Source organism: Streptomyces swartbergensis, from assembly GCF_002148965.1.
GTDB classification, from domain to species: domain Bacteria; phylum Actinomycetota; class Actinomycetes; order Streptomycetales; family Streptomycetaceae; genus Streptomyces; species Streptomyces swartbergensis.
The window spans coordinates 17,163-29,404 of the sequence record NZ_NGFN01000055.1 but is presented as its reverse complement, the minus strand read 5'-3'; the positions used below and the strand labels follow the sequence as shown (position 1 = coordinate 29,404).

Genomic DNA, 12,242 nt, shown 5'->3' with positions numbered 1-12,242 from the left:
GTGTAGAGGGGGAGTCGGGGGTCGACCGGCTGGTCCGGCCAGGTGTCGCGGACCCAGGCGTGGTCGGGGTGGTCGCAGATCAGCCAGGCGCGCTCGGCCTCCGGGCCCGCCATGACGTTGAGGTAGTACATGTGGTGGCCGGGCGTGGCCATCGACGGCCCGTGCCAGCCGTCCGGGATGAGGACGACGTCGCCGTCGCGGACCTCCGCGAGCACGTCGGTGTCGCGGCCCGGTCCGGACGGGGAGACGCGCTGGTAGCCGAGGCCGGGGATGCCGCCGTGGCCGGCGAACTCGAAGTAGTAGATCTCCTCCAGCACGGACTCCTCGCCCGGCCGGTGCTCGTCGTGCTTGTGCGGCGGGAACGACGACCAGTTGCCGCCCGGGGTGATCACCTCGACCGCGATGAGCTTGTCGCACTCGAAGACCCCGGCCGCGCCGAAGTTGTTGACCTGCCGGGAGCAGTTCCCGGTGCCCCGCAGCTCCACGGGCACCTCGGAGGCCGGGCCGTAGCGGGCGGGCAGCCGGCGGGTGCAGCGCGCGCCGGTCAGCGCGAACCGGCCGCCGGCGGCGGACGTCACGGTCGCCCGGGCGTCGCGCGGCACGTACGCGAAGTCGCTGACGCCGCTGAAGACGTCCCGGCGGCCCCGCAGCTCGAAGGTCTCCTGGCCGAAGTCGTCCGTCGCGGCGACCGTGCAGCCGCCGGCGAGCGGGACGACGATCCACTCGCTGTCGCCGGCCTCGAAGGAGTGTGTGCCGCCCGGAGGCAGCTCCAGGACCCGCAGGCTGGAGTGGCCCCAGCCGGCCTTCTCGGGCGTGACGTCGACGATGTAGGGGCCGCCGAGGGCCTTACCCGCGGGAAGGTGATACGTCATCGTGTGCCTTTCGGATCACAGCAGAGCGACTCACAGCAGACCGATTCACAACAGAGCGATGCACAGCAGACTGATGCACAGCAGACCGATTCACAGCAGACCGACGGCCGTGTCCACCGCCTGTTCCACGCTGCCCTCGGCCGGGTACAGCAGCGAGCGCCCGACGACCAGGCCCTGCACGGTAGGCAGGCGCAGGGCCTTGCGCCAGCGCTCGTACGCGCCCTCCTGGTCGCCGCCGACCTCGCCGCCGAGCAGCACGACGGGGAGCGTGGAGGTCTCCAGCACCTGGGCCATGTCGTCCGGGTCGTCGGTGACGGGCAGCTTCAGCCAGGTGTAGGCGGAGGTGCCGCCCAGTCCCGAGGAGATCGCGATGGACCGGGTGACGGCCTCGGCGGACAGGTCGTTGCGCACCTTGCCGTCGACCCGCCGGGAGATGAACGGCTCGACGAACAGGGGGAGTTGCATCGCCGCCATGGCGTCGATCGCCCGCGCGGTGGACTCCAGGGTGGTGAGCGAGCCCGGGTCGTCATAGTCGATGCGGACCAGGAGCTTGCCCGCGTCGAAGCGGAGCCGGGCGATGTCCTCGGCGCGGTGGCCGGTGAAACGGTCGTCCATCTCGAACGTGGCGCCGGCGAGGCCACCACGGTTCATCGAGCCCATGACGACCTTGTTCTCCAGCACCCCGAGCAGGAGCAGGTCCTCCAGGATGTCGGCGGTGGCGAGCACCCCGTCGACGCCGGGCCGGGACAGCGCGGTGCACAGCCGTTCCAGCAGGTCCGCGCGGTTGGCCATGGCCAGGCGCCGGTCGCCGACCCCGAGGGCGCCGCGCGCCGGGTGGTCGGCGGCCACGATCATCAGCCGGCCGCTGTCGCCGATCAGCGGTCGGCGCACCCGGCGGGCCGCCGCCTCGGCGACGGCCTCGGGGTTGCGGGCCCTGACCGTGGTGAGGTCGGGGATGCCGATGTTCAATTCAGGCTCCGTTCAGTGGCTCGTGCTCGGCGACGACACCCCGGCGAGGAGGTCCTCGATCTCGGACTCGGCGGGCATCGCGGACGAGCAGGCGAGGCGTGCGGCGACGAGGGCGCCGGCGGCGTTGGCGTGCCGCATGGTCTTCTCCAGGTCCCAGCCGGCGAGCAGGCCGTGGCACAGGGAGCCGCCGAAGGCGTCGCCCGCACCCAGGCCGTTGACCACCTCGACCGGCACCGGCGGCACCTCGGCCCTGCTGCCGTCACGGTGCACGGCCAGCACACCCTTGGGGCCCTGCTTGACGACGGCCAGCTCCACACCCGCCTCCAGCAGCGCGTCGGCGCAGGCCTGCGGCTCGCGCACGCCGGTGGCGATCTCGCACTCGTCGAGGTTGCCGACCGCGACGGTGGCGTGGCGCAGCGCCTCGCGGTAGTACGGGCGGGCCTCCTCGGGGTCGGACCAGAACATCGGGCGCCAGTCGAGGTCGAAGACGGTGATGCCGGCCTTGTCGCGGGCCTTGAGGGCGGCGAGCGTGGCGGAGCGGCTCGGCTCCTCGCTCAGACCGGTCCCGGTGATCCAGAAGATCCGGGCCCCGCGGATCGCGAAGAAGTCCAGCTCGTCGGTGTGGATCTCCAGGTCAGGGGCCTTGGGGCGGCGGTAGAAGTACAGCGGGAAGTCGTCCGGCGGGAAGATCTCGCAGAACGTGATCGGCGTCGGGTAGGCGTCGACCGGGGTGACCCAGCGGTCGTCGACGCCGAAGGACTTCAGCTCCTCGTGCAGGTAGGTGCCGAAGGGGTCGTCGCCGGTCCGGGTGATGACCGCCGTACGGCGTCCGAGGCGCGCCGCGGCGACCGCCACATTGGCCGCCGAACCTCCCAGGAATTTCCCGAACGTCTCCACCTGGGGCAGCGGGACGCCGGTCTGGAGGGGATAGAGGTCGACCCCGATGCGGCCCATCGTGATCAAGTCGAAATACTGGGCTGGCTCGGCCATGCGCGACCTCCTCGGGAAGCTGGGGATGCGGGTCCGGGGCCGTCCTGACACCGTGGGGCGTGGGTGACCTGGGACCTGCCGCTTAACAGGTGTAGGTGCCGGGGCAGGGCCCTGTCAATAGTTTGTACTTACATTCGGACCTGCTTGTGAAATGATGTCTTAACAAAGTATTGACAGCGGGCGCGGCAAGGACTTGGATCCCGTGGCATCGCAACAGTCTGTTTGCGGCATCATGATCCGGACTCCGTAAGGCTCCGGGACCACGGATCCCTCGTGATCCCCTTCCTTTCCCCAGCAGCAGCACAGTGAGGTGCCAGGAAAGATGGACCGCTCTTCTCACCCCCGCTCCCGCAGGATCGTGCCGGTTGTGGCCGTTGCCGCGGCGGCGGCCCTGACCCTCGCCGGCTGTTCCAGCAGTTCCGGGGGCAAGAAGTCGGAGGAAGGCGCCGCGAACGCCTCCGCCGGCAAGGCGACCACGCCGCCCATGACCGTCGCCCTGGTCACCCACCAGGCACCCGGTGACACCTTCTGGGACACCGTGCGCAAGGGTGCCGAGGCCGCCGCCGCCAAGGACAACATCAAGCTCGTCTACTCCGCCGACCCGAACGCGGGCAACCAGGCCAACCTGGTCCAGAACGCGATCGACCAGAAGGTCGACGGCATCGCCGTCACCCTCGCCAAGCCCGACGCCCTCAAGGGCGTCATCGGCAAGGCCGAGAAGGCCGGCATACCCGTCGTCGGCCTCAACTCCGGCCTGAGCGACTGGAAGAAGCTCAACCTGCTGGAGTTCTTCGGCCAGGACGAGTCCGTCGCCGGCGAGGCCTTCGGCAAGAAGCTGAACGAGGTCGGCGCCAAGAAGGTCCTCTGCGTCATGCAGGAGCAGGGCAACGTCGGCCTGACGCAGCGCTGCGACGGCGTGGCGAAGACCTTCGAGGGCAAGGTCGACCCGCAGAACGTCAACGGCACCGACATGCCCTCCGTGAAGTCGACGATCACCGCCAAGCTGAAGCAGGACCCCTCCATCGACTACGTCGTCACCCTCGGCGCCCCCTTCGCGCTGACCGCGGTGCAGTCGGTCTCGGACGCCGGCAGCAAGGCGAAGATCGCCACCTTCGACCTCAACAAGGACCTGATCAAGTCCATCAAGGCCGGCGACATCCAGTTCGCCGTCGACCAGCAGCCCTACCTGCAGGGCTACCTGGCCGTCGACGGCCTGTGGCTCTACAAGAACAACGGCAACTACAGCGGCGGCGGCGAGCAGCCCGTGCTGACCGGTCCGGCCTTCGTCGACAAGTCCAACGTCGACAAGATCGGGGAGTTCGCCGCGAAGGGCACCCGGTGATGAGCATGACCCAGCAGGCCACGCCGGCGGTGGACACACCGCCGGCCCCAGGCCCCAAGCAGTCCGACGGCCGGACACGGCAGCGCCCGATGGCGCTGCGGCTGCTGGCCCGGCCCGAGGTCGGCGTCTTCCTCGGCGCCGTCGCCGTGCTCGTGTTCTTCCTGTTCGCCGCGCCGCCGGTGCGCGACGGCAGCTCGATGGCCAACATCCTGTACCAGTCGTCGACCATCGGGATCATGGCACTGCCCGTGGCCCTGCTGATGATCGGCGGCGAGTTCGACCTGTCGGCCGGTGTCGCCGTGGTCACCTCGGCGCTCACCGCGTCGATGCTCAGCTACCAGCTGACCATGAACGTCTGGGTCGGCGTGATCGTCGCCCTCCTGGTGTCGCTCGCCATCGGGGCGTTCAACGGCTGGCTGCTGGTCAAGACCGGACTGCCCAGCTTCCTGGTCACCCTGGGTACCTTCCTGATCCTCCAGGGCGTGAACCTCGCCGTGACCAAGCTGGTCACCGGCAACGTCGCCACCGACGACATCAGCGACATGGACGGCTTCACCCAGGCGCAGAAGCTCTTCGCCTCGACGTTCACCGTCGGCGGGGTCAACGTCAAGATCACCGTGGTGTGGTGGCTGGTCTTCGCTGCCCTGGCCACCTGGGTGCTGCTGCGCACCAAGTACGGCAACTGGATCTTCGCGGTCGGCGGCAACAAGCACTCCGCCCGGGCCGTCGGTGTCCCGGTGACCTTCACCAAGATCTCCCTGTTCATGCTGGTCGGCTTCGGCGCCTGGTTCGTCGGCATGCACCAGCTGTTCTCGTTCAACACCGTGCAGTCCGGCGAGGGCGTGGGCCAGGAGCTCATCTACATCGCCGCGGCCGTCATCGGCGGCTGCCTGCTGACCGGCGGCTACGGCTCCGCGATCGGCCCGGTCTTCGGCGCCTTCATGTTCGGCATGGTGCAGCAGGGCATCGTCTACGCCGGCTGGAACCCGGACTGGTTCAAGGCCTTCCTCGGCGTGATGCTCCTCGGCGCCGTCCTCATCAATCTGTGGGTCCAGCGCACGGCGACCCGGAGGTGACCGCAATGACCAGCAACGAAACCGGCACCCACGGGGCCGTCCTGCAGGACACGCCGCCCGCGACGGACCGACCCCTCGTCGAGCTCCGCGGCGCCGGCAAGTCCTACGGCAACATCCGCGCCCTGCACGGCGTCGACCTGAAGGTCTTCTCCAACCAGGTCACCTGCGTCCTCGGCGACAACGGCGCCGGCAAGTCCACCCTCATCAAGATCATCTCGGGTCTGCACCAGCACACCGAGGGCGAGTTCCTCGTCGACGGCGAACCGGTGCGCTTCTCCACCCCGCGCGAGGCCCTCGACAAGGGCATCGCCACGGTGTACCAGGACCTCGCCGTCGTCCCGCTGATGCCGGTGTGGCGCAACTTCTTCCTCGGCTCCGAGATGACCAAGGGCCCCTGGCCCGTCCGCCGTCTCGACATCGAGAGGATGAAGAAGACCGCCGACGAGGAACTGCGCAACATGGGCATCGTCCTCGACGACATGGAGCAGCCCATCGGCACGCTCTCCGGCGGCCAGCGCCAGTGTGTCGCGATCGCCCGCGCCGTCTACTTCGGCGCCCGCGTCCTCATCCTGGACGAGCCGACCGCCGCCCTCGGCGTCAAGCAGTCCGGTGTGGTGCTGAAGTACATCGCCGCCGCCCGCGAGAAGGGCCTGGGCGTCATCTTCATCACCCACAACCCGCACCACGCCTACATGGTCGGCGACCACTTCAGCGTGCTGCGCCTGGGCACCATGGAACTGTCCGCCTCCCGCAGCGAGGTCAGCCTCGAGGAGCTGACCAACCACATGGCCGGCGGCACCGAACTGGCCTCCCTCAAGCACGAGCTGGCCCAGGTTCGCGGCGTCGACGTCGAGGAGCTCCCCGAAGAGGGAGACCTCTCCGCCCCCGTAGCCACGTCTTCGGAAGGAAAGTCCTGACATGGCCCTCGCGCTCGACCGCATCCGGGTCGGCTCCGCCCCCGACTCCTGGGGCGTCTGGTTCCCCGACGACCCCCAGCAGGTGCCCTGGGAACGCTTCCTCGACGAGGTCGCCGAAGCCGGCTACTCCTGGATAGAACTCGGCCCCTACGGCTACCTGCCGACCGACCCGGCCCGGCTCACCGACGAGGTGACCAAGCGGAACCTGAAGGTCTCCGCCGGCACGATCTTCTGCGGCCTGCACCGCGGCCCGTCCGAGTGGGACTCCACCTGGGAGCAGGTCAGCCGGGTCGCCGCTCTCACGCAGGCCATGGACGCCAAGCACCTGGTGGTCATCCCGTCCTTCTGGCGGGACGACAAGACCGCCGAGATCCTGGAACCCCCGGAGCTCACCACCGAGCAGTGGCGCAACCTCACCACGGGCATGGAGCGCCTCGGCCGTGAGGTGAAGGACACGTACGGCCTGGACATCGTCGTCCACCCGCACGCCGACACCCACATCGACACCGAGGAGCACGTCGAGCAGTTCCTCGACTCCACCGACTCCGGCGCGGTCAACCTCTGCCTGGACACCGGGCACTACGCCTACTGCGGCGGCGACAGCGTCAAGCTGATCGAGACGTACGGCGAGCGCATCGGGTACCTCCACCTCAAGCAGGTCGACCCGGAGATCCTCGCCGACGTCGTCAAGAACGAGGTCCCGTTCGGCCCCGCCGTGGCGCGCGGAGTCATGTGCGAACCGCCCGCCGGTGTACCCGAGCTGGGTCCGGTGCTCACGGCCGCCCAGAAGCTGGGCGTGGACCTGTTCGCCATCGTCGAGCAGGACATGTACCCCTGCGAGCCGGACAAGCCGCTGCCGATCGCGGTGCGCACCCGCAAGTTCCTGAGGTCCTGCGGCGCCTGACGATCCGAAAGGACGGCCATGACTGAGCGCGCCACCCTGGGAGTCGCGGTCATCGGTACCGGAAGAATGGGCGCCGACCATGTGCGCCGCCTCCACGAAGTCACCAGTGGAGCACGGGTGGTGGCCGTCGCGGACGTCGACGCGGAGCGGGCGAAGGCCGTCGCCGCCCGCGTCGACGGCTGTACCGCCCACACCGACCCGGCCGCCGCGCTGGCGGCCGCCGACGTCGACGCCGTCCTGATCGCCTCCCCGGGCCCGGCCCACGAGGCCACGCTGCTCGCGGCCTTCGAGCGCGACCTGCCCGTCCTGTGCGAGAAGCCGCTCACCCCCGACGCGGCCTCCGCCCTGCGCGTCCTCGAAGCCGAACTGCGCCTCGGCCACCGCCGTGTCCAGGTCGGCTTCATGCGCCGCTACGACCCCGAGTACGCGAAGCTGAAGGCCCTGCTGGCAACCGGCCAGCTGGGCCGCCCGCTGATGCTCCACAACCGGCACCGCAACGTGGCCAGCCCGCCCTTCTTCACCAGCTCCATGCTCATCAGCGACTCCGTCGCCCACGAGGCGGACGTGACCCGCTGGCTGCTGGGGCACGAGATCACGGCGGTCACGGTGCTGCGCCCGGCCCCGTCCGCCAACGCCCCCGACGGACTGCGCGATCCGCAGTTCGTCGTCTTCGAGACCGACGGCGGGGCCCTCTCCGACGTGGAGATCTTCGTCAACTGCGGCTTCGGCTACCAGGTGCAGGCCGAGGTGGTCTGCGAACGCGGCACCGCCCGCATCGGCGACGGCCACGCCCTGGTCACCAACATGGCCGGCCGCTGGGGCGGCACCATCGCCCAGGACTGGACCGAACGCTTCGAGACGGCCTACGACCGTCAGATCCAGACCTGGGTCGACGCCACCCGCCGGGGCGAGGTCACCGGCCCGAGCGTCTGGGACGGCTACGCCGCCGCCGCGGTGTGCGAGGCGGGGGTACGGGCGCTGGAGGACGGCGGCCGGGTCGAGGTCGAACTGGTCGAGAGGCCCGCGCCGTACGCGTGAGCCATGTGCTGAAGCCGTGCTGCCGTGAGGCGGCACGGCTTCGATGCTGTCAGACCCGGGTACGCGGCCGGGGCTCGAACCCGGCCCCGCGGTAGCAGTCGTCGACGAGCGCCATCGTCGTCACCGCGTCGTCCGCGTCCAGCGGCAGCGTCGCACCGTCCCGGACCCGGGCGGCGAACGCCTCCAACTGGTACGTGTACGACGAGCGCGTCCCGAGGTGCTCCGTGCGCTCGCCCTCCGGAGTGCGCACCACGATCCGGTCGTCCATCTGGGGAAGCACGAAGTTCGGGGCCGTCGCCTCGCCCCGGGAACCGGTGATCCGGATGCTCATCTCCAGCCCGTCGTACGCCATGTGGCAGCGCGCCGAGCCGGTCGCGCCGCCGGGGAACTCCAGGTCGGCGTCCAGCCACTCGTCGACCCCGGGCGCGCCCGCGCGCTCCCCGCCCCGGGCCCCGGCCAGGCGGGGCGGGCCGCCCGCCCAGGGGGCGAGCATGCGCAGGGCGTGCAGGCTGTAGCAGCCGAGGTCCATCAGGGCGCCGCCGGCCAGCGGCAGGGACCAGCGCGGGTCGGTGTCCGGCGGGGCGGCGATGGCGACCATCGCCTCGACGTGCCGCAGTTCGCCGAGTTCACCCGAGTCCAGCAGCTCGTGCAGGCGGCGGGTGACCGGGTGGAAGAGGTAGTGGAAGGCCTCCATGAAGACAGTCCCCGCCTTGGCGGCCGCCTCCCGGACCTCGGCCGCCTCCCCGGCGTTGCTCGCCGACGGCTTCTCCGACAGCACGTGCTTGCCGGCCGCGAGGGCGGCCAGGTTCCACGGGCCGTGCAGGCCGTTGGCGAGCGGGTTGTAGACGACGTCGACCTCCGGATCGGCCACCAGCTCGGCGTACGAACCCGCCACCCGCTCCACGCCGTGCTCGGCGGCGAACGCCTCGGCTCGGGCGCGGTCGCGGGCGGCCACCGCGACGAGGCGGTGGCCGGTCGCCCGGGCCGGGTCGATCAGGGAGCGCCCGGTGATCCGCGCGGCTCCCAGCACACCTATGCGCAGGGGTTCCCGGCCCTTCTCGCTCATGCCTGCCGTACCTCCTGGATCGTCACGGGGCGGTGCTCGTGCAGCGACAGTGTGCACGCCTCGGCGATCCAGCCCGCCTCCAGGGCGTCCTCGATCGTGCAGGGGGAGGGGCGGGTGCCGGCGACGACCTCGGTGAACGCGGTCAGTTCGGCGCGGTAGGCCTCGGTGAAGCGGTCCATGAAGAAGTCGTGCGGGGTGCCCGCCGGGAAGGTCACGCCCGGCTCGACGGAGCGCAGCGGCAGCTTGTCCTCCAGGCCGACGGCGATGGAGTCCGTGAAGCCGTGGATCTCCATGCGGACGTCGTAACCGCGGGCGTTGTGGCGGGAGTTGGAGACCACCGCGATGGTGCCGTCGTCCAGGGTGAGGATCGCGCCGGTGGTGTCGGCGTCACCGGCCTCCTTGATGAAGTCGGCACCGCGGTTGCCGCCCACGGCGTACACCTCGGTCACCTCACGGCCGGTCACCCAGCGGATGATGTCGAAGTCGTGCACCGAGCAGTCGCGGAAGATGCCGCCGGAGGCGGCGATGTACGCGGCGGGCGGGGGCGCCGGGTCGAGCGTGGTCGAGCGGACCGTGTGCAGCGTGCCGAGCTCGCCGCCCTGCACGGCGGCGCGGGCGTTGACGAAACCGGTGTCGAAGCGGCGGTTGTAGCCGATCTGGATCGGCACGTCCTTGCCCTGGACGGCCTTCAGCACCTCGACGCCCTCGCTCATGGTCTTGGCCACGGGCTTCTCGCAGAAGACGGGGATGCCGGCCTCGACCCCGGCGAGGATCAGCGCGGGGTGGGCGTCCGTCGCGGCCGCGACGACGATGCCGTCCACGCCGGCGGCCAGCAGGGCCTCCGGCGAGTCCACGACGTCGGCTCCGAACCGCTCGGCGGCGGCCTTGGCGGCGTCCGCGAACGGATCGGTGACGACGAGGGACTCGACGGCGTCGAGCCCGGACAGGGTCTCGGCGTGAAAGGCGCCGATGCGGCCGAGGCCGAGGATTCCGATACGCATGGGGGTGTTCGCTCCTAGAGTGCGGGTCTTGCAAGGGGGAGAGGGGGTCAGTCGAGTCCGCCCAGCACGTTCTGATCCCAATCGATGATCGACCCGGTGACCACCCCGGACCGCTCCGACAGCAGGAACACAACAAAGTCGGCGATCTCATCCGGCTGGCCCAACTTGCCCATCGGCAGCTTCGCGGCAGCCTCCGCGCGCCAGTCGTCCCCGGCCCCGTGGAAAGTCTTCTGCGTGGCGTCCTCGCCCTCGGTCGCCGTCCAGCCGATGTTCAGCCCGTTGATCCGGACCCGGTCCCACCGGTGCGCGTGCGCGGCGTTGCGGGTCAGGCCGATCAGGCCCGCCTTGGCGGCGACGTACGGCGCCAGGAACGGCTGCCCGCCGTGCGCCGACGAGGTGATGATGTTGACGATCGTGCCGGGCGCCTGTCGCGCGACCATGTCCGCGACGGCCGCCTGCATGGCGAAGAACGGCCCCTTGAGGTTGATCGCGATGTGCTGGTCGAACAGCTCGGGCGTGGTGTCCAGCAGCGTCCCCCGGGACGTCAGCCCGGCGGAGTTCACGAGGCAGTCGACGCGGCCGTACGCCTCCACGACCCGGGCCACGGAGGCCTGCGCCTGCCCGGCGTCCGACAGGTCGGCCCGGACGTACAGGGCCTTGCCGCCCGCGGCGGTCAGCTCCGCCACCAGGGCCTCGCCGGGCCCGGGGCGCCGACCGGTGACGGCCACGACCGCCCCCTCGCGGACCGCGGCCCGCGCGATGGCGGCGCCGACACCCTGGCTGCCGCCGTTGACCAGGACGACCTTGTCGTCGAGAAGTCCCACGAAGTCCCTCAGCTCTCTCAGCTCTCTCGCCGTTCGGTACCGGCCCGCAGCTCCGCACGGAGCGCTTCCGGTGTCCATTCCTCGCGCAGCGCCCGCCGTACGACGTCCGCCTGCGAGGGCGGGGCCAGACCGTCGACCGGCGGGTCGCTGTCGAGGTTGGTGGGGAAGGGGTAGCCCTCGGCGCTCGCCGCGATGACATTGGCCAGCCACGCGTCGCTCGCGCCCTCGGCCTTCCGCTTCAGCAGCACGGGGTACACCGCGTTCGCCACGGCCTCCCGGTCCACCGTCTCCATCGCGCGCCCGAACGCGGAGGACACCTGCAACAGGTTGGCCATGCGCCGGATGTCCGCCGAGCGGTTGGTGCCGGCGGCGTGGAACAGGGCCGGGTTGAAGAAGACCGCGTCGCCCTTCGCGAGCGGCAGCTGCACCTGGTGCGCCTCGAAGTACGCCCGGAACTCCGGGCGCCGCCAGGCGAGGTAGCCCGGCTCGTACTTCTGCGAGTGCGGCAGGTACATCGTCGGCCCGGACTCCACCGGCATGTCGCAGTGCGCCACCGCGCCCTGGAGGGTCAGCACGGGGGAGAGGCGGTGCACGTGCCCGGGATAGGCGGCGGCGACCTCGTCGGACAGGAAGCCCAGATGGTAGTCGCGGTGCGCGGTCTGGGCGGCGCCGCCCGGGTTGACCACGTTGAGCTGTGAGGTGACCTGGTAGCCGGGGCCCAGCCAGGCCGTCGCCACGAGGGCGAGGACGTCGTTGGCGTAGTAGTCGGCGAACACCTCCGCGTCGTACAGGGCCGCCTTCTCCAGCGCGTTCCACACCCGGTCGTTGGCGCCCGGCTTGGCGAAGTGGTCGCCGGCCGTCGCGCCCGAGGCGCGCTGCTCGGCGATCAGGGCGTCGAACACGGCGGTGGCCCGGTCCACGGTCTCCGGGTCGGGAAAGGCACCGCGGAAGACGACGATGCCGGGCCCCTCGGCGAGCGCGCGCACCAGCTCGGCCTGGACCACCCGGTCGCCCTCGAGCAGACCGGCGTCGTAGACCGGCACGTTCCGCTCCACGGCCGAGGCGTGCGGATAGTCGGCGGGGTCCGTCGCCCGCTCGACCAGCGCGCGGAACGCGTCGAGATCGCAGTCCTGCTCGGACAGCCAGACACGGGGGTGTACGGAAGTGAAGGACATCGTCGTCCCTTCGGGGTCATGGAGCGACGCAGCCCTGTCATTCTTGTCAGTACAAACCCCTCGAACAA

General features: G+C 70.6%; 12 protein-coding genes. 5 read left to right on the top strand and 7 right to left on the bottom strand.

The features are described from left to right. From iolB to iolC, 3 genes are all read right to left on the bottom strand, one after another. Positions 1-872: 5-deoxy-glucuronate isomerase (gene iolB, locus CA983_RS12040; RefSeq protein WP_086600887.1), on the bottom strand; the 872-nt coding region annotated here is incomplete at its 3' end. A gap of 90 nt (positions 873-962) precedes the next feature. Next, positions 963-1,841 carry a Cgl0159 family (beta/alpha)8-fold protein gene (locus CA983_RS12035; protein ID WP_086600886.1) on the bottom strand — a complete coding sequence of 293 codons (879 nt, stop codon included), beginning with the start codon at positions 1,839-1,841 and terminating at the stop codon, positions 963-965. A 12-nt stretch (positions 1,842-1,853) separates the two neighbouring features. Further along, on the bottom strand, positions 1,854-2,831 hold the full coding sequence (gene iolC / locus CA983_RS12030; RefSeq protein ID WP_086600885.1) for a 5-dehydro-2-deoxygluconokinase: 978 nt from the start codon (positions 2,829-2,831) through the stop codon (positions 1,854-1,856). A gap of 322 nt (positions 2,832-3,153) precedes the next feature. On the opposite strand from iolC, the gene CA983_RS12025 reads away from it, so the two are divergent. The 5 genes from CA983_RS12025 to CA983_RS12005 are packed head-to-tail and all read left to right on the top strand — an operon-like array spanning position 3,154 to position 8,108. Continuing rightward, positions 3,154-4,173, top strand: coding sequence for a sugar ABC transporter substrate-binding protein (locus CA983_RS12025; RefSeq protein ID WP_086600884.1), 1,020 nt, complete (start codon positions 3,154-3,156; stop codon positions 4,171-4,173). Next, positions 4,173-5,249 (top strand): ABC transporter permease, encoded by a 1,077-nt coding sequence (locus tag CA983_RS12020; RefSeq protein ID WP_167407358.1) that lies wholly within the window; start codon positions 4,173-4,175, stop codon positions 5,247-5,249. The genes CA983_RS12025 and CA983_RS12020 overlap by 1 nt, the downstream gene beginning before the upstream one ends. Before the next feature lie 5 nt (positions 5,250-5,254). Continuing rightward, positions 5,255-6,166 (top strand): ATP-binding cassette domain-containing protein, encoded by a 912-nt coding sequence (locus CA983_RS12015; RefSeq protein ID WP_086600882.1) that lies wholly within the window; start codon positions 5,255-5,257, stop codon positions 6,164-6,166. Position 6,167: 1 nt separating this feature from the next. Further along, on the top strand, positions 6,168-7,070 hold the full coding sequence (locus CA983_RS12010; protein WP_086600881.1) for a sugar phosphate isomerase/epimerase family protein: 903 nt from the start codon (positions 6,168-6,170) through the stop codon (positions 7,068-7,070). Between the two features lie 18 nt (positions 7,071-7,088). After that, a complete protein-coding gene (locus tag CA983_RS12005) occupies positions 7,089-8,108 on the top strand; it encodes a Gfo/Idh/MocA family protein (protein ID WP_086600880.1) in 1,020 nt (339 codons plus the stop codon). A gap of 49 nt (positions 8,109-8,157) precedes the next feature. Here CA983_RS12005 and CA983_RS12000 read toward each other — a convergent pair whose 3' ends face one another. Genes CA983_RS12000 through CA983_RS11985 form a run of 4 tightly spaced genes read right to left on the bottom strand, consistent with a single transcriptional unit; the run spans position 8,158 to position 12,174 of the window. Further along, positions 8,158-9,174: a Gfo/Idh/MocA family protein gene (locus CA983_RS12000; RefSeq protein WP_086600879.1), complete on the bottom strand. Its 1,017-nt coding sequence runs from the start codon at positions 9,172-9,174 to the stop codon at positions 8,158-8,160. Next, positions 9,171-10,175 carry a Gfo/Idh/MocA family protein gene (locus CA983_RS11995; protein ID WP_086600878.1) on the bottom strand — a complete coding sequence of 335 codons (1,005 nt, stop codon included), beginning with the start codon at positions 10,173-10,175 and terminating at the stop codon, positions 9,171-9,173. The genes CA983_RS12000 and CA983_RS11995 overlap by 4 nt, the downstream gene beginning before the upstream one ends. Positions 10,176-10,222: 47 nt before the next feature. Next, positions 10,223-10,999, bottom strand: coding sequence for an SDR family oxidoreductase (locus CA983_RS11990; RefSeq protein ID WP_086600877.1), 777 nt, complete (start codon positions 10,997-10,999; stop codon positions 10,223-10,225). A 17-nt stretch (positions 11,000-11,016) separates the two neighbouring features. Continuing rightward, positions 11,017-12,174: a phytanoyl-CoA dioxygenase family protein gene (locus tag CA983_RS11985; protein ID WP_086600876.1), complete on the bottom strand. Its 1,158-nt coding sequence runs from the start codon at positions 12,172-12,174 to the stop codon at positions 11,017-11,019. Positions 12,175-12,242: the final 68 nt, after the last annotated feature.